The 23148-nt window shown below is 57.8% G+C and carries 31 protein-coding genes; 12 read left to right on the top strand and 19 right to left on the bottom strand.

The window, feature by feature from the left end:
* Entirely contained in the window at window positions 1–486 is a 486-nt protein-coding gene (locus tag ACR0BT_RS06240) for an RNA pyrophosphohydrolase (RefSeq protein WP_170394750.1), read from the bottom strand.
* 137 nt (window positions 487–623) lie between these two features.
* Here ACR0BT_RS06240 and ACR0BT_RS06235 point away from each other — a divergent pair, with 137 nt between their 5' ends.
* From ACR0BT_RS06235 to ACR0BT_RS06225, 3 genes are all read left to right on the top strand, one after another.
* The gene (locus ACR0BT_RS06235) at window positions 624–2651 is read left to right on the top strand and encodes an FAD-dependent oxidoreductase (protein WP_480762730.1); all 2028 of its coding nucleotides are present in this window, start codon (window positions 624–626) and stop codon (window positions 2649–2651) included.
* Between the two features lie 96 nt (window positions 2652–2747).
* On the top strand, window positions 2748–2999 hold the full coding sequence (locus ACR0BT_RS06230; RefSeq protein WP_170394756.1) for a hypothetical protein: 252 nt from the start codon (window positions 2748–2750) through the stop codon (window positions 2997–2999).
* Entirely contained in the window at window positions 2996–3385 is a 390-nt protein-coding gene (locus tag ACR0BT_RS06225; RefSeq protein ID WP_480762729.1) for a hypothetical protein, read from the top strand. The genes ACR0BT_RS06230 and ACR0BT_RS06225 overlap by 4 nt, the downstream gene beginning before the upstream one ends.
* 26 nt (window positions 3386–3411) lie before the next feature.
* On the opposite strand, the gene ACR0BT_RS06220 is transcribed toward ACR0BT_RS06225, so the two are convergent.
* Complete coding sequence (locus ACR0BT_RS06220; protein ID WP_480762728.1) at window positions 3412–3852, bottom strand: DUF4399 domain-containing protein; 441 nt, start codon at window positions 3850–3852, stop codon at window positions 3412–3414.
* Between the two features lie 228 nt (window positions 3853–4080).
* Here ACR0BT_RS06220 and ACR0BT_RS06215 point away from each other — a divergent pair, with 228 nt between their 5' ends.
* Window positions 4081–4986 carry a LysR family transcriptional regulator gene (locus ACR0BT_RS06215; RefSeq protein WP_170394766.1) on the top strand — a complete coding sequence of 302 codons (906 nt, stop codon included), beginning with the start codon at window positions 4081–4083 and terminating at the stop codon, window positions 4984–4986.
* A 67-nt stretch (window positions 4987–5053) separates the two neighbouring features.
* Here the strand turns inward: ACR0BT_RS06215 and ACR0BT_RS06210 are convergent, their stop codons facing one another.
* The 5 genes from ACR0BT_RS06210 to ACR0BT_RS06190 all read right to left on the bottom strand — a co-directional run bounded on the left by ACR0BT_RS06210 (window position 5054) and on the right by ACR0BT_RS06190 (window position 8926).
* On the bottom strand, window positions 5054–5869 hold the full coding sequence (locus tag ACR0BT_RS06210; RefSeq protein WP_480762727.1) for a DUF2189 domain-containing protein: 816 nt from the start codon (window positions 5867–5869) through the stop codon (window positions 5054–5056).
* A gap of 148 nt (window positions 5870–6017) precedes the next feature.
* The gene (locus ACR0BT_RS06205) at window positions 6018–6917 is read right to left on the bottom strand and encodes an OmpA family protein (RefSeq protein WP_170514039.1); all 900 of its coding nucleotides are present in this window, start codon (window positions 6915–6917) and stop codon (window positions 6018–6020) included.
* Window positions 6914–7471: a peroxidase-related enzyme gene (locus ACR0BT_RS06200; RefSeq protein ID WP_480762726.1), complete on the bottom strand. Its 558-nt coding sequence runs from the start codon at window positions 7469–7471 to the stop codon at window positions 6914–6916. Before ACR0BT_RS06200 ends, ACR0BT_RS06205 begins: the two co-directional genes overlap by 4 nt.
* 25 nt (window positions 7472–7496) lie before the next feature.
* Complete coding sequence (locus tag ACR0BT_RS06195) at window positions 7497–8207, bottom strand: GNAT family N-acetyltransferase (RefSeq protein ID WP_480762725.1); 711 nt, start codon at window positions 8205–8207, stop codon at window positions 7497–7499.
* Window positions 8204–8926, bottom strand: coding sequence for a competence/damage-inducible protein A (locus ACR0BT_RS06190; protein ID WP_480762724.1), 723 nt, complete (start codon window positions 8924–8926; stop codon window positions 8204–8206). Before ACR0BT_RS06190 ends, ACR0BT_RS06195 begins: the two co-directional genes overlap by 4 nt.
* A 51-nt stretch (window positions 8927–8977) precedes the next feature.
* Between ACR0BT_RS06190 and sfsA the strand changes: the two genes are divergently transcribed.
* Window positions 8978–9679, top strand: coding sequence for a DNA/RNA nuclease SfsA (sfsA, locus tag ACR0BT_RS06185; protein WP_170426107.1), 702 nt, complete (start codon window positions 8978–8980; stop codon window positions 9677–9679).
* Window positions 9680–9788: 109 nt separating this feature from the next.
* Window positions 9789–10601: a type I methionyl aminopeptidase gene (gene map, locus ACR0BT_RS06180; RefSeq protein WP_170394785.1), complete on the top strand. Its 813-nt coding sequence runs from the start codon at window positions 9789–9791 to the stop codon at window positions 10599–10601.
* Here the strand turns inward: map and ACR0BT_RS06175 are convergent.
* Genes ACR0BT_RS06175 through ACR0BT_RS06160 form a run of 4 tightly spaced genes read right to left on the bottom strand, consistent with a single transcriptional unit; the run spans window position 10589 to window position 13196 of the window.
* On the bottom strand, window positions 10589–10768 hold the full coding sequence (locus ACR0BT_RS06175; protein ID WP_170394788.1) for a hypothetical protein: 180 nt from the start codon (window positions 10766–10768) through the stop codon (window positions 10589–10591). The genes map and ACR0BT_RS06175 overlap by 13 nt on opposite strands.
* 25 nt (window positions 10769–10793) lie before the next feature.
* A complete protein-coding gene (locus ACR0BT_RS06170; protein ID WP_170394791.1) occupies window positions 10794–11429 on the bottom strand; it encodes an HAD family hydrolase in 636 nt (211 codons plus the stop codon).
* Window position 11430: 1 nt separating this feature from the next.
* Entirely contained in the window at window positions 11431–11988 is a 558-nt protein-coding gene (gene rsmD / locus ACR0BT_RS06165) for a 16S rRNA (guanine(966)-N(2))-methyltransferase RsmD (protein ID WP_170394794.1), read from the bottom strand.
* A complete protein-coding gene (locus ACR0BT_RS06160; RefSeq protein ID WP_170394796.1) occupies window positions 11985–13196 on the bottom strand; it encodes an FAD-dependent oxidoreductase in 1212 nt (403 codons plus the stop codon). Before ACR0BT_RS06160 ends, rsmD begins: the two co-directional genes overlap by 4 nt.
* A 99-nt stretch (window positions 13197–13295) precedes the next feature.
* Between ACR0BT_RS06160 and ACR0BT_RS06155 the strand changes: the two genes are divergently transcribed.
* The 4 genes from ACR0BT_RS06155 to ACR0BT_RS06140 all read left to right on the top strand — a co-directional run bounded on the left by ACR0BT_RS06155 (window position 13296) and on the right by ACR0BT_RS06140 (window position 14826).
* Complete coding sequence (locus ACR0BT_RS06155; RefSeq protein ID WP_170408529.1) at window positions 13296–13781, top strand: peroxiredoxin family protein; 486 nt, start codon at window positions 13296–13298, stop codon at window positions 13779–13781.
* A 103-nt stretch (window positions 13782–13884) separates the two neighbouring features.
* Window positions 13885–14130 carry a glycine zipper 2TM domain-containing protein gene (locus ACR0BT_RS06150; RefSeq protein WP_170466621.1) on the top strand — a complete coding sequence of 82 codons (246 nt, stop codon included), beginning with the start codon at window positions 13885–13887 and terminating at the stop codon, window positions 14128–14130.
* Between the two features lie 11 nt (window positions 14131–14141).
* Window positions 14142–14489 (top strand): EF-hand domain-containing protein, encoded by a 348-nt coding sequence (locus ACR0BT_RS06145; protein WP_170394805.1) that lies wholly within the window; start codon window positions 14142–14144, stop codon window positions 14487–14489.
* Window positions 14490–14517: 28 nt separating this feature from the next.
* Entirely contained in the window at window positions 14518–14826 is a 309-nt protein-coding gene (locus ACR0BT_RS06140; RefSeq protein ID WP_170466624.1) for a hypothetical protein, read from the top strand.
* On the opposite strand, the gene ACR0BT_RS06135 is transcribed toward ACR0BT_RS06140, so the two are convergent.
* Genes ACR0BT_RS06135 through ACR0BT_RS06120 form a run of 4 tightly spaced genes read right to left on the bottom strand, consistent with a single transcriptional unit; the run spans window position 14809 to window position 17566 of the window.
* Window positions 14809–15114, bottom strand: coding sequence for a 4a-hydroxytetrahydrobiopterin dehydratase (locus ACR0BT_RS06135; RefSeq protein WP_170466627.1), 306 nt, complete (start codon window positions 15112–15114; stop codon window positions 14809–14811). The two genes, ACR0BT_RS06140 and ACR0BT_RS06135, sit on opposite strands and share 18 nt — an antisense overlap.
* Window positions 15111–16298: a GNAT family N-acetyltransferase gene (locus ACR0BT_RS06130; RefSeq protein ID WP_480762723.1), complete on the bottom strand. Its 1188-nt coding sequence runs from the start codon at window positions 16296–16298 to the stop codon at window positions 15111–15113. The genes ACR0BT_RS06135 and ACR0BT_RS06130 overlap by 4 nt, the downstream gene beginning before the upstream one ends.
* A gap of 45 nt (window positions 16299–16343) precedes the next feature.
* On the bottom strand, window positions 16344–17114 hold the full coding sequence (locus ACR0BT_RS06125) for a glycerophosphodiester phosphodiesterase family protein (protein ID WP_170515125.1): 771 nt from the start codon (window positions 17112–17114) through the stop codon (window positions 16344–16346).
* Window positions 17111–17566, bottom strand: a complete 456-nt coding sequence (locus ACR0BT_RS06120) for a RidA family protein (RefSeq protein ID WP_170394820.1) — start codon at window positions 17564–17566, stop codon at window positions 17111–17113. Before ACR0BT_RS06120 ends, ACR0BT_RS06125 begins: the two co-directional genes overlap by 4 nt.
* Window positions 17567–17863: 297 nt before the next feature.
* On the opposite strand from ACR0BT_RS06120, the gene ACR0BT_RS06115 reads away from it, so the two are divergent.
* Together ACR0BT_RS06115 and ACR0BT_RS06110 are read left to right on the top strand one after the other, a co-directional pair.
* The gene (locus tag ACR0BT_RS06115) at window positions 17864–18679 is read left to right on the top strand and encodes an MlaA family lipoprotein (RefSeq protein ID WP_170394822.1); all 816 of its coding nucleotides are present in this window, start codon (window positions 17864–17866) and stop codon (window positions 18677–18679) included.
* Window positions 18669–19277 carry an MlaC/ttg2D family ABC transporter substrate-binding protein gene (locus ACR0BT_RS06110; protein WP_170408534.1) on the top strand — a complete coding sequence of 203 codons (609 nt, stop codon included), beginning with the start codon at window positions 18669–18671 and terminating at the stop codon, window positions 19275–19277. Before ACR0BT_RS06115 ends, ACR0BT_RS06110 begins: the two co-directional genes overlap by 11 nt.
* A gap of 59 nt (window positions 19278–19336) precedes the next feature.
* On the opposite strand, the gene ACR0BT_RS06105 is transcribed toward ACR0BT_RS06110, so the two are convergent.
* The 4 genes from ACR0BT_RS06105 to ACR0BT_RS06090 all read right to left on the bottom strand — a co-directional run bounded on the left by ACR0BT_RS06105 (window position 19337) and on the right by ACR0BT_RS06090 (window position 23122).
* Window positions 19337–20146, bottom strand: a complete 810-nt coding sequence (locus ACR0BT_RS06105) for a methyltransferase domain-containing protein (RefSeq protein WP_170733925.1) — start codon at window positions 20144–20146, stop codon at window positions 19337–19339.
* A gap of 108 nt (window positions 20147–20254) precedes the next feature.
* Window positions 20255–21352: an ABC transporter ATP-binding protein gene (locus tag ACR0BT_RS06100; protein WP_170408536.1), complete on the bottom strand. Its 1098-nt coding sequence runs from the start codon at window positions 21350–21352 to the stop codon at window positions 20255–20257.
* Between the two features lie 5 nt (window positions 21353–21357).
* Window positions 21358–22257 carry a carbohydrate ABC transporter permease gene (locus tag ACR0BT_RS06095; RefSeq protein ID WP_170514078.1) on the bottom strand — a complete coding sequence of 300 codons (900 nt, stop codon included), beginning with the start codon at window positions 22255–22257 and terminating at the stop codon, window positions 21358–21360.
* Complete coding sequence (locus tag ACR0BT_RS06090) at window positions 22250–23122, bottom strand: carbohydrate ABC transporter permease (protein ID WP_039543053.1); 873 nt, start codon at window positions 23120–23122, stop codon at window positions 22250–22252. Before ACR0BT_RS06090 ends, ACR0BT_RS06095 begins: the two co-directional genes overlap by 8 nt.
* Window positions 23123–23148: the final 26 nt, after the last annotated feature.

The following is a 23148-nucleotide window of genomic DNA, read 5'->3' as shown; positions in this document are numbered from 1 at the left end:
CTACCCGAGATGCGGCTGAAACGCAGAAAGCACCTGCTGGTAGACGTCCTTTTTGAACGGCACGATCTCATCGACCAGCCGCGTCGTGGTCTGCCATTTCCAATGGGTGAACTCGGGGTGCTCGGTGGCGATGTCGATCTGATCATCCCGGCCCAGAAACCGCATCAGGTACCATTTCTGCTCCTGCCCGCGATACCGGCCCTTCCAGATTTTCGGCACAATGTCATGCGGTAGGTCATAGGGCAGCCAGCCGTCGGTCTCGGCGATGATTTCCACAAGATCAGCGGTCACTCCAGTTTCTTCCCAAAGCTCGCGCAGGGCCGCATCGCAAGGGTCTTCGCCCTTGTCCACGCCGCCCTGAGGCATCTGCCAGGCGTCCTTGTGGCGATCATTGCGCTGACCGACAAAGATCAGACCCTCGGCATTCATCAACATCAGTCCCACGCAGGGGCGATAGGGCAGTTTGGCGATTTCATCAGGGGTCATGCGCGGCCTCTTGATTAAGCTTTGCTGCGTCTCTAGCAAGCGCCGCAGTAAAGGCAAAGGGAATGACGTTAGGTTTCGCGTGACAAAGGTGACGCGAAGGTCAATCTGACGGTCAAAGTCGGGAGGGAGAGTTTGCCATGACTGCGTACCCAAACATGTTGGCCCCGCTGGATCTGGGTTTTACCACGTTGAAGAACCGCGTGCTGATGGGCTCGATGCATACCGGTCTGGAAGAGACCGGCGACTGGATCCGTGTCGCCGAGTTCTACGCGGATCGCGCGCGCGGTGGTGTTGCTTTGATGGTGACGGGTGGGATTGGCCCGAACCTTGAGGGCTCGGTGCTGCCCGGGGCCTCGATGATGACCAATGATGAAGAGGTGGCGAACCATTCCATTGTGACCAAACGTGTGCATGAGGCAGGCGGCAAGATCGCGATGCAGATTCTGCATGCGGGGCGCTATGCCTATGGTCCGAAATGCGTGGCCCCCAGCCCGGTGAAATCCCCAATTTCTCCGTTTCCGCCGCATGAGTTGGACGAAGAGGGTATCGAGAAGCAAATCAGCGACATCGTCAACGCGGCTGTTCTGGCCCAGAAGGCGGGCTATGACGGGGTCGAGATCATGGGCTCCGAGGGGTATTTCCTGAACCAGTTCCTCGTGACCCACACCAACAAGCGCGAGGATCGCTGGGGTGGGTCATACGAGAACAGGATGCGTCTGCCTATCGAGGTGGTGCGCCGCACGCGGGAAGCCGTGGGGAGCGATTTCATCATCATCTATCGCCTTTCGATGATTGATCTTGTGCCCAATGGGTCGACCCATGACGAAGTCGTTGAACTTGCGCAGCGGATTGAGCAGGCCGGGGCAACGATCATCAACACCGGTATCGGTTGGCATGAGGCGCGGATTCCGACGATTGCTACCAGCGTTCCCCGTGCAGCGTTTGCGTGGGTTACCAAGAAGCTGATGGGTAAGGTCGGCATCCCGGTGATCACCTCGAACCGGATCAACACGCCTGAGGTTGCCGAAGAAGTTCTATCGACCGGTTGCGCCGATATGGTGTCTCTGGCGCGGCCCATGCTGGCCGACGCGGATTTCGTGAACAAGGCGATTGCGGATGAGGCCGCGAAGATCGCGCCGTGTATCGCATGCAATCAGGCCTGTCTGGACCACACTTTCAGCGGCAAGCTGACCTCATGCCTGGTCAATCCGCGCGCCTGTCATGAGACCGAATTGGTGATCGGCAAGACCGAGACACGCAAGACAGTGGCCGTTGTCGGCGCTGGCCCTGCAGGTTTGTCCACCGCGATGACAGCTGCCCAGCGCGGCCATGATGTAACCCTGTTTGATCGCGCCGCCGAGATAGGCGGGCAGTTGAACATGGCCAAACAGGTGCCAGGGAAAGAAGAGTTCTGGGGACTGGTCGACTGGTATCGCACCATGATGGACGACCTAGGCGTGACGGTCGAACTGAACCGCGAAGTCAGCGCAGATGATCTGATCGGTTATGATGAGGTGGTCATCGCCACCGGTGTCACTCCTCGTGATCCACAGATTCCCGGCCAGGATCGGGACAATGTGCTCAGCTACATCGACGTGCTGCGCGACAAGGCCGAGGTCGGCAGCACCGTCGCCGTGATCGGGGCCGGAGGCATCGGGTTCGATGTCTCCGAATTCCTGCTGGAAGACGGTCACAGCCCAACCACGGACCTTCCATTGTGGATGAAGGAATGGGGCGTGACCGACCCCGCAGAACACCGCTCGGGCCTGGCCCCCGAGGGCCCGCAGCCCGAAGCACCAGCACGGCAGGTCACGCTGCTGCAGCGCAAGGCACAGCGTCACGGCAAGGGGCTGGGAAAGACAACGGGCTGGATCCACCGCGCGACATTAAAGATGAAGGACGTCAGTTTCGTTGGTGGTGTGAATTATGAGCGCATCGACGAGGACGGCCTGCATGTCAGCTTTGGCGAAACCCGCGATGATCCAACCGTCATCGCAGCCGAGTCGATCGTCCTATGTGCCGGGCAGGTCTCGGACCGGTCGCTGGCGGATGAGCTGATCGAACGTGGAATGACCCCGCATGTGATTGGTGGCGCAGATGTGGCAGCTGAGCTGGACGCCAAACGTGCGATCAATCAGGGCACACGTCTGGCGGCAGCGTTCTGACGTTGTAATGCCAGTGCGCTGGAGAAAGCCGCCCCGGAAGAGGCGGCTTTTTTCGTTTTCCTTGACTCAGTTGTTATCAATATACATATGTACAACATGAGTCAGAAAATAGAACGCACCCAAACAGGAATTCGAATCGAGAAGCGGCTTCTGAAAGTTCTCAAAGGGCTGGCAGAATCGCTGGACATGACCCTTGGCGACCTGATTGAGGGCATCGCGCTGCACAGCTTTGAGAACAAGCCAGCCTTCTCTGAAGAGACGCTGAAGAAGATCAAACAGCTCAAAAGTGTCTACGACTTCGATTGGACAGCTGAAGACAGCCACCGTTTCAAGGAGGATGAAGAATGAGCGCATCGCGATACGCCGACGTCACCATCGCATTTGAAGCACACGCAATCGACAACGCAACGTTCGGACACGCCAAACATGTGCAAGTCGCTTATGACCTGCTACGCAAGTATGACTTTATCGATGCCGCAGCGATCTACGCCAAGGGAATTCGCGCGTTAGCAGCGAACGCAGGCGCACCGGACAAGTTCAATCTGACAATCACCTACGCATTCATGAGCGTGATCGCAGAGCGGCTGGCCAACACGCAAGCTACTGACTTTAAGAGTTTCGCACAGGAAAATTCCGACCTGATGGCCATGTCAGTACTCAACCAATGGTATTCTGCGGACCGTCTCAACACGCAGCTTGCCCGCGATATTTTCCTGATGCCTGCCGCCGCATAATCGTGTTTTGCGGCGAAGGTGAATTGTTACTCCACCGTGATCGTAATCACCTCGGACACAATGGGCGTCGCATGAGGGACGTGGCCTGCATCCCCAAGCACCAGCTGCAAAGTATGCTCACCCGGAGCAAGTTCCAAAGTCACCTCGGTCTGACCGCCACCGAAATGTATGTGATTGTCGTCTGCGGGCAGACCGTATGACAGTTCGTCCGCACCGTCTTCTCCCTGCCCAAGTGGTGGGCGATCAATCAGGAGGTGATGGTGCCCTGTATTTTCCTTGTCGGTTCCTGCAGGGGCAACGCCCATACCGCTGAGGCCAAAGACTACGGTCACAGGTGATTGCACGGTGTCACCGTCAGACAGGTTGACGAAATAGACCTTCGCATCTGGATTCGATGGTGTTTCCCCTCCGGCCCACACGAGGCTGGCGGTCAGACACAGGGTAATGACAGCAAATAGGGCTTTCATAGTCTCCTCCGTGGTCACAAAAATGCCATTCTCATCATAGCACGATTGGAAAAAAGTCCAGAAAACGGGGTTTTGTATCGAAAGGCATGGTCCGCGGCATATAGGCCCGGGCGTTTCCTAGTTGCAAACGATCCGATTCAAAACCCTGATATTATCCCATGTCTGCCCAGTTCTTGCCCAGATTGATCGCGATAAAGAGACAACGAACGGAAGACCTGGGGAACGAGAATGGATCGACTAACTGAAATGGAGGCCTTTTCCAACGTGGTGGACCAGGGTGGTTTCACCGACGCGGCCAAGAAAATGGGCATCTCCAAATCAGCCGTGTCTAAACACGTCTCGAGCCTTGAGGCGCGGTTGGGGGCAAGGCTTTTGAACCGGACAACGCGCCGGGTTTCGCCAACCGAGATCGGGTTGGCCTATTATGATCGCGCCCGTCGCGTGCTGAACGACGCAGGCGAAGCGGATGCGCTGGTGACTTCGATGCAATCTGCGCCTTCTGGTCTGCTGCGGATCTCTGTGGCAACAGATTTTGGCGTCAATCACCTGTCGCCGGTCCTGTCGGACTTCCTATCGGCCTATCCGGACATCACCGTGAACATGGTTCTGAACAACCGCTATGTTGAGCTGATTTCCGAAGGCTTTGACGTGGCCGTGCGCATTGGCGAGCTGGAAGACAGCACGCTGCGCGCCCGTAAGCTGACCGAAACAGTGAAACGCATGGTCGCGTCGCCGAGATATATCGAGCAGTTCGGACGCCCGCAGAAGATCGACGATCTGAACGAACACAAACTGCTGCATTACTCCAGCCAATCCTCGGGCAGCGTGTGGAAGCTGACGGCGCCTTCGGGCGAGAAGCGTCAGGTCCGCACTGCTGGCTGGCTGAGCGTAAATGATGGGCAGTCGCTGCTGAACGCCGCGATCTCGGGGCTTGGGATCGCGCATCTGCCCAGCTATCTATATGCCGAAGCACTGAAATCGGGCGAGGTGGTAGACGCCATGCCATCGCTGCCGGATGAGGTTCAGGGCGTCTATGCGGTCTACCCGCCGGGCCGGTTCACCCAGCCCAAGGTGCGGGCTTTCATTGATTTTCTTGTCGAGTCCTTTGCCGAAAAGGGTCCGATGGATTGGTAGAATTCTCCCTGTGGCACCTAAACGGCCCGTGCTGAATAGCACGGGTCTTTTTTTGTCTAGCGATGCATCAGTTAGTCTCTGGTGATACGGCCCGCTGATACAGGTGCCACGTGGTGTGGCCCAGGATTGGCAGCGTGAAGATCAACCCCAGAAACGCCGGAACCAGCGACAACAGCATGGTGACCGAGATGATCGCCGCCCAACTGAGCATTACCACCGGGCTTTCAGCGACCACGCGAATGGACGTGAGCATGGCGGAAACAAAGTTGGTTTCCCGATCCAGAAGCATGGGCATGGCCACCACAGTCACCGAGAACAGGACCGCCGACAAAAAAGCGCCGATACAGGTGCCGACCGCCAGAAAGGTCCAGCCTTGCGGTGTGAAGAAGATGGTGTTCATGAACCCTTCGAAATCCGAGAAGGACGCCTTTTGCAGGATGATCGCCAGCCAAAGGCGGATTTGGTAGGTCCATACCCAGAAAATGAACAGGGTGACAAAGGCCATCCAACCCATCTCGCGCTTGCGTTGATGGGCCATGACGCTGAGGATTTCGGACCAACCGAAGCTTTCCCCTTTCTGCATCCTACGGGACATTTCATAAAGCCCGGCGGCCGCAAATGGGGCAACCAGCGGAAAGCCTACGGCGGCAGGAATGATCATCCAGATCTTGCCAAGCCCGACCAGGCACCAAACGAACAGGATGCCGAAAACTGCGTAGAACAGGCCGAAAAAGCCGCTCATGACCGGGTGTGCGAGGAAGTCGGAAAACCCGGCCTTCAGCGATGCCGTAATATCCTCGGCCGTCAGCCTGTTGACCTCGGGTATGGATTGCTGTGGGACCGTGTTATCCGGCGGAGTGGTATCTTCGGTTTTGGATGCCATGACGCATTCCTCCCAAAGCATGGTGACTGGTGGGACTGCCTGCCAACAGGCCTGATGGCAAGACAGACGCACCGATTAGCTGCAAGTGTGCATCAGGCCGCGCCATCAGGGCAAGAGGGACACAGGGCGTCCGCGGTGCTCGCGCCTGCTAGTTGACCAGCAACACCGCCTCGACCCGGCGATTGAGATCGCGGCCCTCGGGCGTAGCGTTAGAAGTAATGGGCGCAAGATAGCCTACGCCCTGCGCCTCGATCCGGTCGGCGGCAACACCGTGCGCTTCGATCAGCCGCGCACGCACGGCTTCCGCCCGTTTGGTGCTGACCGCAATATTGGCCTGCAATGCGCCCGTATCATCCGTGTGTCCTACCAGCGCCAAACGGGTCGAAGGATTGTCGGCCAAATAGCCCGCAAGCAGCGCCAGCGAGGCAAACGGCCCTTCGCCCAGCGCGACTTCGCCGGTGCGAAAGTGCAGGTCATCAAGGATGACATGCCCGGTACTGCTGAGATCGTTTAGCAACCCGGCAGGGCCCTCAACGGTTTCCTCGATCACAAGTGGCTGCGCAGGCTGCGTACCTTGCGGGGTCACCCGGATCATCTGCACATAGCCATCCGGCGGGTTGCGGCTGACCAGCAGGCTCAGCACTTCGTCACCGCGGGAGGCGGATAGAAAACGGTAATCGTGGATCGCCACATACATGTCAGGCGTCGGCACCACTTCGGTGCCAAAGCGGAAATCGAACCCGCCACAATTGCGTGCCTCGCATTCAAACGCGATCTCGAAACCTTGCGCCTGAAGCTGATCCCGAAGCGGTGCAAGAATTTGCAGCGTCGTGCTGGAGCCGGCCTGCAGACGCCATGTTAGCCGCTCGACACGCCCTTCGACAGTGCGGGATGGAACCGCGCCGTCGGCAAACACGCCGGTTGGCAGGTCGTAGCTGTCCAATGCACTGGTGCGATCCGAAATCTGCCGGGCGCTGGCGGGCAACGTCAGTTCCTGCGCCTGCACAGGCACGGCCAAAAGGAGGCTAAGGAACAGGAAACGGATCATCGGAACTGCGCGTGATACTCTGGGTTCGGGACCATGGCAGTGGCACTGGCCACGCGGTTGGTCATATTGAAGAAACCGGTGACATTGGCAATGTCCCAGATATCGCGATCCGAAAACCCGACATCGCGTAAAAGCTGGCGATCGGGCTCTTCGATTGTGGTGCTGGCGGTGGTCATCTTGGATGCGAAATCCAGCATTGCACGTTGGCGCGCGTCCAATTTGGCGACGCGGTAGTTCATGACCAGCATCTCACCCAGCTGCGGATCGCCCGAAAGCTGCCGCACCGCAGCGCCATGAGCCACGAGGCAGTAGAAGCATTTGTTGATCGAGGACACCACGACCGCAATCATCTCGCGTTCCAGCTTGGTCAGCCCGCTATCGGCCAGCATCAGATCATTATACATCGAAGTGAAGGCATTCAGCTTGTCGATATCGAAGGCATAGGCGCGCAGGACATTCGGCACCATTCCCAGTTTCTCAACACAGATATCAAAGTATTTCTGCGTCTCTGACGGTAGTGGGTCCACCATTGGCAGATCCAGGGCAGTGGGCATGTCCTGTTTGGTCAATTCGTCCTCCTCAGACGCGCTGGCGATAGTGGTATTCTCCGACGATCTTCATCCCAAGCGAGTGGTAGAGGCCATTGGCCCCCGCGTTCGCCTTGGTACAGATCACGCTAAGCGTCTCGGCGCCATTGTCCAGCGCCCAAAAGGCCGCGGCGCGCATGGCCCACTGGCCCAACCCCTTGCGGCGGTGATCCGGCAGGATTTCCAGCGCGTGAACCATCGCGATACCGTCATGGATCGCCACGAAGCCGGTTCCTGCGGGCTGATCGCTGTGGCGCAACAAAAGGCCGGTCTTTGGACCCGGTGCCCGGTACATGATCGCAATCCGTTCGGGGCCGATACCGCCCTGCGCCCAGATCTCACGCATGATGGCCAGCGGTTCCCAGATGTTGAAAACAGTCACGCGCGGGATCGGGATATCGGTCAACTGCTGCGCCGGGCAGGAATAAATATTGACCGGATCAAGGATGTCGTAGCCGCGTTGCGCAAGCATTGCATCCAGCGCCTCATCTCCGGGCCGCAGGCAGAAGATGCGTTTTTGACCCATCGCCTGCATGGCGCTTTCGGCCGCATCGATATCGGCGCTGGTGACGTCCCCGGTGCGATTGGCGGCAGAGACGCGTGATCCTCCGCCCTGTCCTTGCCGCAGTCGAAATGGGCCTTGCGTTTGATAGCCGGCGGCAGGCCATGTGCCATCGACAACGGCGGCCCAATCGGGATTCAAAGCTCGATCTCTTTCGCAAGGCGGGTCATGGCGGCATCGATCCGTCCACCCTCGGTGCCGCGCACGACGACGTTGGCTCCGAAGACACCATTCGTCTGAAACGGATAACAGCCGATCGAAAGATCGCCGAAGTCTTTGGCCAGTGCGGCCAAAGTTGCTGCAATATCGCCTTCACCCCGATCCACACGCAGCGTCTGCGACAAAAGCGGGCTACCTCCGATGAGCGAAGGCAGAACACTTGCAACCATGGCCTGAAAAACCAAAGGCACCCCGGCCATGACATGGACGTTGTTGATGGTAAAGCCGGGCGCGGTCGAGACCGGGTTGTCGATCAATTCAGCCCCTTCCGGAATACGCGCCATGCGCAGGCGAGCGTCGTTCAGCTCCAGCCCGGATTTCTCGTAATGCGCCTCAAGCAATGCACGCGCGTCGTCGCGAACATCGATATGCACGCCAAAGGCACGGGCGATGCAGTCAGCGGTGATGTCGTCATGGGTCGGACCAATACCACCACTGGTAAACACATGGTCATGGGCCTCTGATAGCGCCCTTACGGCTGCCTTAATCGCGGGTGCATCATCGCTGACAATGCGCACCTCTTTCAGGTCAATGCCGTGTTTGGTCAGCTCTCCAGCCAGATAATGCATATTGGCATCGCGGGTGCGGCCCGAGAGGATCTCATCCCCGATCACCAACATTGCAGCGGTTGGATTGGCCATGACGCGCCCTCCCTCTTGATCGACCGTTAGGGCAGGTATAGGCCCTTGGCCATGCGATTTGAAACCCCCCTTGTCCCCGCTCGACTGATCCGCCGCTACAAACGCTTTCTGGCAGACTGCAGGCTGGAAGACGGGCGCGAGGTGACAGCCCATTGCGCCAATCCGGGCTCAATGATGGGGCTGGCAGAACCGGGTGAGAAAATCTGGCTGGAGCCCAACGACGATCCGAAGAAAAAGCTGAAATACGGCTGGCGGCTGGTCGATCATGAGAACGGGCATTTCACAGGGGTCGACACATCAGTCCCCAACAAGGCGCTTCGGTTGGCGCTCGAGGCGCGTGAAATCCCCGAGCTGGCCGCCTATGAAACCGTGCGCCCCGAGGTCAAATACGGTGAAAACAGCCGTATCGATTTCCTACTGACCGGGCCGGGCCTACCCGATGCTTATGTCGAGGTCAAAAGCGTCACCCTCTCACGCCAAGCGGGCCTCGCCGAGTTTCCCGACAGCGTCACCGCACGCGGCACCAAACATTTGGGCGAACTGGCAAAGATGGCCGTACAGGGCCATCGGGCGATCATGCTTTATCTGGTGCAAAGGACCGATTGCGATCGGTTTGCACTGGCCGATGATATTGACCCAGCCTATGCGGCGGCGTTTGAGGCAGCGATAGGGGTTGAACGCTTTGTCGTTGGAACTCGGATCACGCCCGAAGGCGTCTGGGTTGAGCCCGCTCGGCAATGGGGCGCGGGCTAGAAACTTCTTTGATAGACCCTATTTACTAGTTGAAAACCGAGCCCTCTGGTACTTTCTGCACAAGCAGCGTAAAAGAAGTGCTGCGTGAAATATTTGGAGTCCCGCACCGATGAAAGAACATCGTGGCCGTCTGACCAAAGACGGTATCCGCATCTATGAACAGAGTGACTTTGCCGGCATGCATGCGGCAGGGGCGCTGGCTGCGCGGATATTGGATGACATTGCTGAACATGTTTTTGTCGGCCAGACCACCGGTGCGATTGACGGGCTGATCACTCAGATGGTCGAGGATGCAGGCGCGGAATCGGCAACCATTGGTTACAAGGGTTATCAGCACGCCAGCTGCATCAGCGTGAACCACGTGGTCTGTCACGGCATTCCGGGTGACAAAAAGCTGAAGGATGGCGACATTCTGAATATCGACGTGACCGTCATCGTTGATGGCTGGTTCGGTGATACGTCGCGCATGTATGTGGCGGGTAAATTGCCGCGCAAGGCCGAACGGCTGATTCAGGTGACCCACGACGCGCTGTTCAAGGGTATCGAGATGGTCAAGCCGGGCAATACCTTCGGCGATATCGGCCACGCCATTCAGGCCTATGTCGAGGCGCATCGGATGAGCGTTGTACGCGATTTCTGCGGCCACGGTCTGGGCAGGGTGTTCCACGCGCCACCAAATGTCCTGCACTATGGTCGTCCGGGTACCGGAGCTGTGTTGGAAGAGGGCATGTTCTTTACCATCGAGCCGATGGTCAATCTGGGGCGTCCTGAAACCAAGACACTGTCCGATGACTGGACTGCCGTGACCCGCGACAAATCGCTGTCGGCGCAGTTCGAGCATTCGGTCGGTGTGACCGCAGATGGGGTTGAGATTTTCACCTTGTCACCGGGCGGCAAATATCACCCGACCTATTCGTCCTGATCGGTCGCCTGATCGCGTAGTAGCTTCAGTAGCAAGGTTTCATCCCGCCACGGGATGACCGCGTCGTGAATGAACACCGGCGCGCGCATCGGTTTGGGCGGAGGCCCAGTTGTGGTGTCGGCGTCTTTCGAAAAAGCCCAGAGCGGAGGTGTGATAGCGCGGTCCATGGACCAAGCATAACACGTTTATGGCTCAAAGTCCCAAAAGCTTGGGCGCATGTAACATGTCGGAGAACACTTCGGCCCCTAGTTCTTCCAATCGCGCACCATCATCATGGGCCGCATAGCCCAGGCAGCGCATATTGGCGCGCATTGCTGCGGTGACACCGTTTTCGCTGTCTTCGATCACAACCGGCACCGTTGCGCCGAAATGCTGGGCAGCGGTCAGGAACAGGGTCGGGTCGGGCTTGCCCGTTCCAAGCACCTGCGCCGAAAACATCACATCTTGAAAACGCTCCCAAAGACCATTCTGGCCCAAAGTAATCTTCATTTTCTCAGGCCGCCCATTTGAGGCGACACAATAGGGAATGTCGCTTGCATCCAGTTGCGTCAGCAATTCACGGATACCCGCGACCAGAGGCGTGCCTGCTTTCAGCGTCTCGTAGATTTCCGCATAGATTTGATCAGTCCAGTCATCCGGCAGATCAGCCCCCAGCTCGCGCGCCTTGTCGCGCACACCGGTCATGGTGCCGCCGACAAACAGGGACATGCATTCGGCTAAGGACAAGTGCAGACCATGGCCAGCGAGATTGTCGACCATGACCTGATTGGACAAAACCTCGCTATCGACCAGAACGCCGTCGCAATCAAAGATAACCAGATCGTGCATCTCAGCCCCCTGTGCGCCACATCAGCGAGATATGCGTGTCGCCATATTTCCGCGCGTCGTGCAGCGTGAAGCCCTCGGGCGCGAGCATGGGGGTGCTTTCTTCCCAGACGATCAGAGCGTCATCAGACAACCAACCACCTTGGGTAGCCGCGGCCAGTGCCCTTTGACCCAGAGCTTTTCCGTAAGGCGGATCCAGAAAAACCAGATCACAAACAGTGCCCGGGTTTTCGCCCAAACGGGTCGCATCCCGCCGGATCAAAGTGGTCTGGCTGGCGCTTCCGGTCAGGGCGATATTCTTGCGGATCAGACCCTGCGCGACCCTCCCATCATCGACAAACGTGACGTGGGACGCGCCGCGAGACAGCGCTTCAAGTCCCAATGCACCGGTGCCCGCAAACAGGTCGAGAACCTGCAAGCCGTCGAAGTCGATCTGATGATTTAAAACGTTGAACAGGCTTTCCCTTACCCGGTCAGTGGTCGGGCGAAGATGCGCACCGGCATCGCCTTTGCCAACCGAAGTCAGAGCCCGGCCCCGGAAGTCTCCGGCGATGATCCTCACGCTTTGAGCAGCGGTTTCAGGTCCGCTTCTGGGTCGGCAACAACAGCCGGATCAGCGGTCTTGCCCGCATCAATCAGGCGTTTGCCAACCATATAGGCGCGCGGGTCATTCATCGCGTCGACCGCGATCAGCTGATCTCCCTTGTAGTACCAGAAGGACACCGTCGCGCCCTCACCCTTGCGAGTCACCACACGGTCATAGCCGGTATTCAGCCCGGCGATCTGCAGCTTGACGTCATACTGATCGGACCAGAACCAAGGTGTTGCGGTGTAATCCTTAGCTGCGCCCAGCATGTTCTGGGCCACGATTTCGGCCTGATCGATCGCGTTTGGCACGCTTTCCAGGCGGATACGGCCTTCGCCATGCGGGAACGACGCGCAATCGCCCGCCGCCCATATCGACGGATCTGAGGTGCGGCCATGGGCGTCGGTCTTGATGCCGTTATCCAGCTCTAACCCGGCCATTTCAGCCAGTTGAGTCGACGGCGCGATGCCGACGCCGACGACAACAAAATCCACCTCAAGTTGGGTGCCATCGGTCAGGACGGCGCCCGTCACCTTGCCACTTTCACCAACCAGACGATCCAACCCGACGCCCTCACGAATGTCGGCCCCGTATTCGGTGTGCAGCGTGCGAAAGTAGTCGCTTGTCTCTTTGGCCGCGACACGCTGAAGGATGCGGTCGGCCATCTCGACCAAGGTCACCCTGACCCCGCGCTTGGCACAAACGGCGGCGGCTTCAAGCCCGATATAGCCGCCACCAACGATCAGTGCGCGGGCGCCATCCGATACCCGAGGTTCCATCTCGTCGATATGGGCGAGATCTCGCACCACATGGACACCCTCAAGATCGCCCCCGATCGCTGCGGGCAGGCGGCGTGGGTCGGAACCAGTGGTCAGCGCCAGTTCATCATAGGTGATCACCTCATCGCCGAGGATCACCGTCTTGGCCTTTGGATCAATCGCCGTCACACGTTGACCCAACCGTAGGGTGATGTTGTTTTCGGCATAGAAGCTCTCGGGCCGCAGGAACAGGCGCTCCAGCTCCATCTCGCCCAGCAGATAGGCCTTGGACAAGGGCGGGCGTTGGTAGGGCAAATGCGGCTCGGCTCCGATCAGGGTGATGTCACCTTCGAACCCGTCCTTGCGCAGCCGTGCTACCAAAGAAGCACCGGCCTGCCCTGCCCCGATCACGACAATATGGCTCATGTTTCGCTCACCCTGCAGAATTCACGTGGTTACTTTGTTTCGACCACCTATATTGCGGCAAAGCCCGACTCTGCAAATCCAAATGACAGGAGCGTAAAAATGATTGCAACAGGTGACATGCTGCCCGAGGCCACGCTGATCCAGATGGGTGCCGAAGGCCCCGAGGAGGTTCGGATTTCAGACAAGACCAAAGGGCGCAAGGTTGTGATCTTCGCTGTACCCGGTGCGTTCACCGGAACCTGCACAACCGCTCATGTACCAAGCTTCATGCGGACCAAGGACCAGTTCGATGCCAAGGGTGTAGAAGAAATCATCTGTATCTCGGTCAACGACCCTTTCGTGATGGGCGCCTGGGGAGAAAGCACCGGTGCAACAGCGGCCGGGCTGACCATGCTGGCCGATGCAGCGTCCGAGTTTACCAAGGCCATCGGCATGGATTTCGACGCCCCGCCCGTAGGCCTGATTGCACGCTCCAAACGCTATGCAATGCTGGTTGAAGACGGCAAGGTTGTGGCGATGAATCTGGAAGAAAACCCCGGTGTCTGTGAGGTCTCGGCTGGTGAAGGCCTGCTTGATAGTATCTGATCCCTGTCGGCCCCGGTTTGACCGGGGCCACGTGAAACGCATTTAACTTGATGCAACGCCCCGATGCGCCAATACTTGGCCCATACAACTAGGGAGTTCATTGATGCGACTGAAATTTCTTACATTGTTTCTTGGCACCGCCGGGGCCCTGGCGGCGTGCGGACCTGCACCCACACCCCAACAACAGGCTGCGCGACAGCACGAGATCGCCTGCCTGAGTGGTACCATAGGCGGCGCCCTGATCGGTGGAGTGATCGGCAATCAATTTGGCGGTGGTTCAGGCAAGACCATCCTGACGGCGGCGGGCGCCGCTGCGGGTGGCGTGTCTGGCGAACGTTACGCGTGCTGAGGAGATTTGAGATGAAACGAGTATTGATTATCACCACCGCATTCCTGATGGCTGCTGCTGCAAACGCCGAGACTGTCGCAGAACTGCACGAGGCCGAGTTGAATAACATCGACACCAACAATGACGGCTTCCTGTCCAAGGACGAATTCAACGCCTTCTCGGACTATGCATTTCAGGCAATGGACGAAGACAAGAACGGCACTCTGGGCCTGAGCGAAGCAAAACCGTTCTTGGATATCAAACAGTTCGAAGCCGTTGACCGGGATGGCGACAGTCTTATCTCAAAGGCAGAGTATGTCAGCCAGATGCAGAACGATTTTGACGCTGCGGATAAGGATGGCAACGGTCTCTTAGATTAAACGCCAACTTGGTTGGCAGGAGCGTGTCATGAATAAATGGATCTGCCTCGGTAGCCTGGTGGTTTTGGCCGCATGTGACGTACAGCAATCCCCGGTGATCAGCGGCCCTGATGGTCAGGTGCAGATTCAGATCAATACCAGCGGTCTGACCTGTTATGAAAATCGGTGTCTCGACATCAATCCGTCGGCCCGCAGCGTGCGGTCCGTCGGCACCCGTACGATCAGAATTCCGGGCAATATCAATGTCAGCGACGGCACGATCACCCCGGCAGAATTCAAGCAGCTGGGAACGGCAACATTGCTGGCCGGTGGGACGGGTTCACGCGGAGACCGTTAGCAGGCTGTCCATCTTACGCGCCAGCTTGGCGTCTTGTGCAGACAGACCGCCAACATCATGGGTCGACAGGACCACCTCGACCGTGCGGTAGACATTCGACCATTCGGGGTGGTGGTTCCATTTCTCGGCCCAGATCGCCACCTGCGTCATCCAGCCAAAGGCGGCGACAAAACTATCGAAGATGAAGGTCTTGGTGATCGCATCGCGGTCTTCGACCATGGTCCAGCCATTTCTGAACAGCGGGTCCAGCAGCGGGCCGCGGGTCTCGGTTGACAGAAGTTCGGTCATTGCTGTTCCTCCGGGTTCGATTTCCTGAACGGGCCATAATCCGTCAGAAACTCGATCTCTTCTCCCACCGCGTGGGACTCGGCGTCCAGATATTTCTGAACCGCATCAGCAAAACCCGGATCGCCAACCCAATGCAAGCTATGCGTGCGGGTTGGCAGATAGCCGCGCGCCAGCTTGTGCTCGCCCTGCGCACCGGCCTCAACCCGCGCCAGACCTTCCGCAATGGCAAAGTCGATCGCCCTATAATAGCACAGTTCGAAATGCAGGCAGGGGTGATGTTCGACACAGCCCCAATACCGGCCATACAGCGTTTCCCGCCCGACAAAATTTAACGCACCGGCGACGGGGTATCCATTGCGTTCGGCCAGCACCAAGGCGATGTCATCCGTCATTGTTTCCTGAGCGATATCAAAGAATTGTCGCGTCAGGTAGGGCGAACCCCATTTTCGCGCGCCGGTATCCTGATAGAACCGCCAGAACGCGTCCCAATGCTCGGGTCGCAGATCATCACCAGTGATTGTTCGAATCTGCCCACCGAAATCACAGGCCTGCGTGCGTTCCTTCTTGATATTCTTGCGTTTGCGCGAGGACAGCGCAGCCAGAAACTCGTCAAAATCGGCGTAATCATCATTGAGCCAGTGAAACTGCTGCGAGTGGCGGACCATCAGGCCCATCTGCTCACCTGCCAGCGCTTCGGCCTCGGTGCAGAAAGTAGCGTGCAGCGATGAAATTCGATTCTCGGCGGCCAGTTGCACCGCTCCTTGCACCAGCGCCGAGATCCCGACAGCATCGTAGCCGGGTCGCACCAAAAAACGCCTGCCAGTCGCGGGTGTGAAGGGCACCGCGATCTGCAGCTTGGGATAATATCTCCCGCCCGCGCTTTCATAGGCATGAGCCCAGCTATGGTCGAAGATGTATTCACCCTGGGAGTGCGACTTGGCAAACATCGGGGCTGCCGCAATCAGCATCCCGTCCAGATAGGCTGTCAGGTATTGCGGCTGCCAGCCAGTACCACGCCCGACCGAGCCGCTTTCTTCCAGGGCATGCAAAAACCGATGTGTCGTGAACGGATCAAGCGGTCGCCCGCCATCGGCAACCTCAGGGCAGGCGCAACTGTCCCAGTCGCTCGCGGAAATCTGCGAGACCGATGTCAGAACCCGAACCTCAATCTGTGCCTGATCCATATCCCCTCCGCGCTGCACCTTTATCTGTGATCGCGCGCGCCGGGATCAAGCGGGATGTTCGGCCAGATAGCCTTCGAACGTAACATTATCGGCAACCTTGCGTGCCTCTGCTTCTTGTTCAAGCGAACGCACGGTCCAGCACAGGATCGGCACACCCTGTGCCTTCAACTCAGCGACCCGGGGGCGGTCAAGATCGATGACTTCATGGCTGATAAAGCTGGCTCCAACGCGGTCGAAATCCGGGATGTTGCGCAGATGATCGCAGACGGCTTGCGGCAGAAGCTCGACCTTGGGCTCATAAGAGCTGGTAACGAGACCGCGCGGCAAATGTGGCGCAAGGCGTGCAATCTCTGCGACTGAATGCGGGTTGAACGACATCAACGCGACCGGGCCTTCATAGTCTTTCAGTGCGCTTACAACATCTGCTTCCAAAGCGCCGATATCGGGGCCCATTGCACCATCTTGATCCTTCAGCTCGATGAGCAAGGGCACCCGTCCTGCAACAATGGCCAGCACCTCTTCGAGCGAGGGGATACCTTCACCGTCAGAATGCAGAAGCGTCTGGGCCCGCGCTTGTGTCTCGGTGATCTGTTGGATCGGTCCGGGCTGCCCGGTCAGACGTGTCATGTCATAGTCGTGAAACACCATGGCCCGATTGTCACGGGTGCGTTGCAGATCAATCTCGACCCCATAACCGGCGTCAATTGCGGCACGAATGGCGGCCCGGCTATTCTCGGGCCGCTGATCAGAAATGTCATGCAGCGCGCGATGTGCTATCGGGCGCTGCAGGAACTCAGACGGAAGGGACGGTTTCATTGAACCTCGAAAATACCCTCGATTTCAACGGCAACACCCAAAGGTAATGAGGCTGCGCTGACGGCCGAGCGCGAATGACGACCGGCGTCGCCCAGCGCTTCGACCAGGAAGTCGGAGGCCCCGTTGATCACCTTCGGCTGTTCTGTGAAATCAGCGGTCGAGTTTACAAAACCGGTCAGCTTGATCACGCGCACCAGCTTGTCGATATCGCCACCACAAGCCGCTTTGACCTGAGCCAACAGGTTGATGGCGCAGACTTTGGCTGCAGCGGCGCCTGCCTCAACATCCATATCATCACCGAGCTTACCAGTGATCAGATCATCCGCCTTGGAGATCTGGCCCGACACGTAGACAATGTTGCCGATGCGCACGAAAGGAACGTAGTTCGCTGCCGGAGCAGGTGCGTCCGACAGGCTGACACCCAGGCTGTCCAGTTTTGCTGCGATGCTCATATGATTGATCCTCATCTCGTAGTGATTCAGCGCGGACGCTACCCGGGAAAACCTGTTTCCGAAAGCGGGAAAGCGGGATTTTTCCCATTGCCTGCAAACTGGGCAGGTCTTCTCTTATTCAGGAAGTGTTGAATTCGTGTCACTTTACGTCGCCCCATCGGCTGAGGTAAACGCGAGTTGTTGTTTCAAATCCTGCGCGAAACCTCTATGTGAGACCAATTGCGCCACCAAGGGTGCAAAGGCTGTATTGATTGAAGGCCCGGATACCGCTGGGCAATTTTCGGAGTAACGAAGACAGTGCCAAGTTACATTCGTCTGAAGCACCTGATCATATTCGCCATCCTGACGGTCCTATCGGCATGCGCGACGCAGCCTCAGGACGCAGCGGCGCGGGGTGAGATTTTTGACCCCTATGAAGGGACCAACCGGGGCATTCACAAGTTCAATCTGGGTGTGGACCGATTCCTGTTCCGACCGGCCTCGAAAGGCTATGTGAAGATCGTACCAGATCCGATGGTTACCAGTTTCAATCACTTTGCCGAAAACCTGACGATGCCCGGGCAGGCGCTGGACTATCTGCTGCAAGGCAATCTGAAACAGTCCGGCAATGCGCTGCTGCGCTTTCTGATCAACTCGACCGTGGGCGGCTTTGGCCTGTCAGCCCCGGCTGATGAGCTGAACCTGCCGCCTGTTGATACTGATTTCGGCGAAACCCTGCATGTCTGGGGCGTGGGCGAAGGTGCTTATGTGGAACTGCCCTTCTACGGCCCGTCCACCGCGCGCGATGCGGTCGGCGTTGTGGTCAACCTGTTCTCGAATCCGATCAACTTTAGCCCGACCCGCCCGGTCGACAATATTGGTGTCTATGCCGAGGTCGTGCGGCGGATGGGAGATCGCGGTCGGTTCTCGGATACAGTTGATTCGATTCTGTACGAAAGTGCAGACAGTTACGCGCAAGCGCGCACGATCTACCTGCAAAATCGCCGCTTTGAACTGGCAAGGGATGATGAAGACGCCTATCTGGGTCTGTATGACGATCCCTACGCCACCACCGGGACCGACCCTGTCAGAGACCCCTATCTTGACCCGTACGAGGACCCCTATGCCGAATAACCTGTTGAACCGACGCCGTTTTGTGGCCACCGCCCTGACCGGGATGACAGTTGCCGCATTGCCTCTGCCCGCGTTCGCGCTGACCGAAGCGCAGGCCAAACAGCTGGTCAACAGCGTTGTGGCCGATATCACGCGTATCATTGACTCGGGTAAATCCGAAAATGCCATGCTGCGTGATTTTCAAAAGATCTTTGTGCAATACGGTGATGTGCCGATCATGGCCCGCTATGCGCTGGGGGCGGATGCACGCACAGCCTCATCCGCACAGCTGCGTCAGTTCACCAAAGCGTTCGAAGGCTATATTTCGCGCAAATATGGTCGCCGGTTCCGCGAGTTCATCGGCGGTGAGGTCACCGTGCGTAACGCGCGCAAGATCAAGACCGGATACGAGGTCAGAACCTCGGTCAAATTGCGCGGCTCATCCCCGTTCGAAGTGACATTCCTGGTGTCCGACAAATCGGGTCGTGGAAAGTTCTACAACATGTTCATCGAAGGTGTGAATTTGTTGCTGACCGAGCGCACAGAGATTGGCGCAATGCTGGATGCGCGCGGCGGCGACCTGAATCGCCTGATCAAGGATCTGAAAAAGACTGGCTGATCAGAGGTATTATCCTACGCCGGCCACCGCTCGACCCGTTCGCGCGGTGGCTTTTTTGTTCAGGTTGCAGGCTTGCGCGCGATCTGGCTGACATAAGACATGTAGCCAAAAAACGTGTTTGCAGACACACGCGCCCGGGCCTCGGATTTCAGCGCCTGTGCCGTTTCAGGCGCCAACAACCCGGTCTCGGCCATTCGATCCGCACCACGGTCGATAACGGTCAGAAAGTAAGTCGCCTCTCCTTCGGCCACATAACCGTGTCCCCGGCGACGGCCCAACTCAAAACCTGCTTGAGAGAGTGCACCGCCAATCTGGCGCATGATCCAGAGGTTGGTGACGTTCTGATTGATCATGAACCGAATGAGTTGATCCAGAGGATCAAAATCGGCAATCTGCGCTGTGGCGGTATCGTAGTCCCCATCGCAAATCGCGAATATCCCGCCCGGTTTCAGTATCCGAAAGGCCTCGGAAACCACATCTTCGGGGCCGGGTACATGGCACAACAGTGTATGCGCCAGAACAAGGTCTGCTGAGCTATCTTCAAGCCTGGTTGCCTTTGCATCGCCGGTTTCAAAAACAAGATTGCTCTCGCTGGCGAAGCTGTTTCTCGCACGTTCGACCATAACCGGTGAGGGCTCAATGCCGAGCGCGCGCTCCACCCCGCCAACTGACAGCAGCTCTTGCGTGATGTGCCCGGTGCCTGAACCCAGCTCAACCGCGAACCCGCCCTCAGGGACAATCAGATCACTTAGATAGCTATCCCTGATCTCTTTCTGCGCCGGCTCCAGACACCGCGCTTCCATAGCTTCGGCGATACGCTCTTGGACCGAGATATCCTGCCCGGCCAGATCGGAATACGGATCGGACATAGCGCGCCTCCCTTCGCTACGTCCCAAGATAGCATATTTCAAATTAACCGGCCAAAACCGACCGTGATTGCTATGGCCCACCCCGGGTTGGTGCGGGCCAACGGTCCCTTAGTTCAGCCGTTCACCCGTTTCCTTGGCAAAGTAGGAAACCTTGCTCATGTCGAACGCCAAGTTCAGCAATTGACCGGCCTGCGCGCTGGTTTCAGCATGCAGCCGCGCCGTGACCTGCTTGCCACCCAATTCCGACACCACATAGGTATCTGCCCCTGCGGGTTCGACCATATCGACCATGCAGGCGGCTTCCTGCACGCCTGCGCCAGCGCGGAACCCCGCCTCGGCGATATCTTCAGGGCGTAGACCAAGGATGACATCCTGCGGCAGAGACAAGTCGCGTGCATCGTTCAGAACCAGCGTTTCACCGGATTCGCGTGCAATAGAGATTTGCGTTCCCGAGCCATTGTTCGATGCCTGTGCCGGGATCAGGTTCATCGCAGGTGAGCCCATGAAATCCGCCACAAACAGGTTGGCCGGGTTGTTGTAGATCTCAGCCGGAGTACCGATCTGCTGTACGACTCCGCCTTTCAGGACCACGATCTTGGTGGCCAGCGTCATCGCTTCGATTTGGTCGTGGGTGACATAAACAATGGAGGCGTCCAGTGTCTGGTGCAGCTTCTTGATCTCGGTCCGCATCTCGACCCGCAGCTTGGCGTCAAGGTTCGACAGCGGTTCATCGAACAGGAACAGCTTGGGGTCGCGCACCAACGCCCGGCCCATCGCGACCCGCTGACGCTGACCACCCGACAGTTGGCTGGGGCGGCGGTTCAGCAATGGCTCGATCTGCAGCAAGGAGGCGACGTCTTTCAGCTTGGCTTCCTGCGTGGCCTGATCGACCCCGCGCACTTTCATGCCGAAGGTGATGTTCTTGGCCACCGACATGGTCGGGTACAAAGCGTAAGACTGGAACACCATCGCGATGTCGCGATCCTTTGGGCTGACATGGGTCATGTCGTTGCCGCCGATGGACAATGTGCCACCGGTGATCTCTTCCAGTCCCGCAATGCAGTTCAGCAGCGTAGACTTACCGCAGCCCGAGGGGCCGACAAGCACCAGGAAATCGCCCGGTTCAATCGAGATGTTGATGTCTTTCAGAATCTCGGTCGCGCCGTAATTCTTGTAGAGTTTGTTGATATCAAGGATGGGAGCCATGGGTCTTATCCCTTCACTGAGCCAGCGGTCAGGCCGCGGATGAAATACTTACCGGCAACGACATAGACGAGCAGCGTCGGCAGCCCCGCGATGATCGCGGCGGCCATATCGACGTTGTATTCTTTGACGCCGGTGGTGGAGTTTACGATGTTGTTGAGCGCAACGGTCACGGGCTGCGTTCCCGCCTGGCTGAACGACACGCCGAACAGGAAGTCGTTCCAGATCTGCGTGAACTGCCAGATCACGGTCACCACGATGATCGGCAGCGACAGCGGCAGGAAGATCGACCAGAAAATTCGCAGGAAGCCTGCACCGTCGACACGAGCGGCCTTGGTCAGCTCGGCCGGAATGGTGACATAGTAGTTGCGGAAGAACAGCGTGGTGAAGCCCAGCCCGTAGATCACATGGACAAAGATCAGGCCCGGAATGGTTCCGGCAATCCCCATCATACCCAGCAGACGTGCCATTGGCAGCAGAACAACTTGGAACGGGATGAAGCAACCGAATAGCATCAGCGAGAAGATGATATTGGCCCCTTTGAACCGCCATTGCGCCACGACATAACCGTTCAGCGCACCCAACAGGGTCGACAAAAATACCGCAGGCACCGCGATCAGGACCGAGTTCCAGAAATAGGGTCGCAAACCTTCACACTGGATACCGGTACAAGCGCCGGACCATGCGGTTTTCCAGGCGTCGAAGCTGACCTCTCGCGGCAGCGAAATCAGGCTGCCGGTGCGGATTTCCTCAAGGCTTTTCAATGATGTCGTCAACATCACGAAGAGCGGCATCAGATAATACAGTGCAAACAGGCCAAGCAGGACATAAAGCAACCAACGCAGGGCAATCTTGCCCGTAGCGCTTTGGGTGCGGGTTTGTGTTTGGGGCATCGACAGATCAGTCATTTTTCGCCCTCAGCTCTGAGTAAAGATAGGGGACCACGATGGCAAAGACGACCAGCATCATGATCATCGCGGACGATGCCGCTTGACCAATATCGCCGCGCGAAAAGGCCATGGCGTACATGTAAGTAGCGGGCAGATCGGTTGCGTAGCCCGGACCGCCACCAGTCAGGGCGATGACAAGGTCGAAGCTTTTGATTGCGAGGTGCGCCAGCACGATGAAAGCAGACAGGAAAATCGGGGCCATCGAAGGGATGATGATCGCCGTATAGATGCGCCACGTGGGGATACCATCGACCTGTGCGGCCTTGATGATCTCGCCATCGACCGAACGCAAACCGGCCAAAAACAACGCCATGACGAAGCCGGAACTCTGCCAGATCGCGGCGATCACGATAGTGTAGATCGCATAGTCAGGGTTCACCAGCCAGTCGAATTCGAAATTCGGAAAGCCCCAGCCCTGCACCATGGATTCGATGCCCAGGCCCGGGTTCAAAATCCACTTCCACGCCGTACCTGTCACGATCATCGACAACGCCATCGGGTACAAGTAGATCGTCCGGATCGCGCCTTCGACGCGGATCTTCTGATCCAGCAGGATGGCCAGCAACAGGCCCAGTACCATCGCGATCACGATGAACAGCGCACCAAAGATATAAAGGTTGTTGATCGCCGTATCCCAGCGGGGAGAGTCGAACAGGCGTTCGTACTGAATGAAGCCTTTGATCTCGTATTTCGGCAGTAGTTTCGATCGGGTTAGCGACACCCATGCGGTCCATCCGATAAATCCGTAGACAAAGATCAATACGGCGATGAACGACGGTGCCAGCACCACCTTGGGCAGGTGGTTTTCCAGCCATTCGGACATTTTAGCCTCCGGGGAAAGATGCTCTG

This window comes from Ruegeria sp. CJ6, from assembly GCF_056536665.1.
The sequence above is the reverse complement of the archived record's forward strand: the minus strand, read 5'-3'. Positions and strand labels throughout refer to the sequence as shown.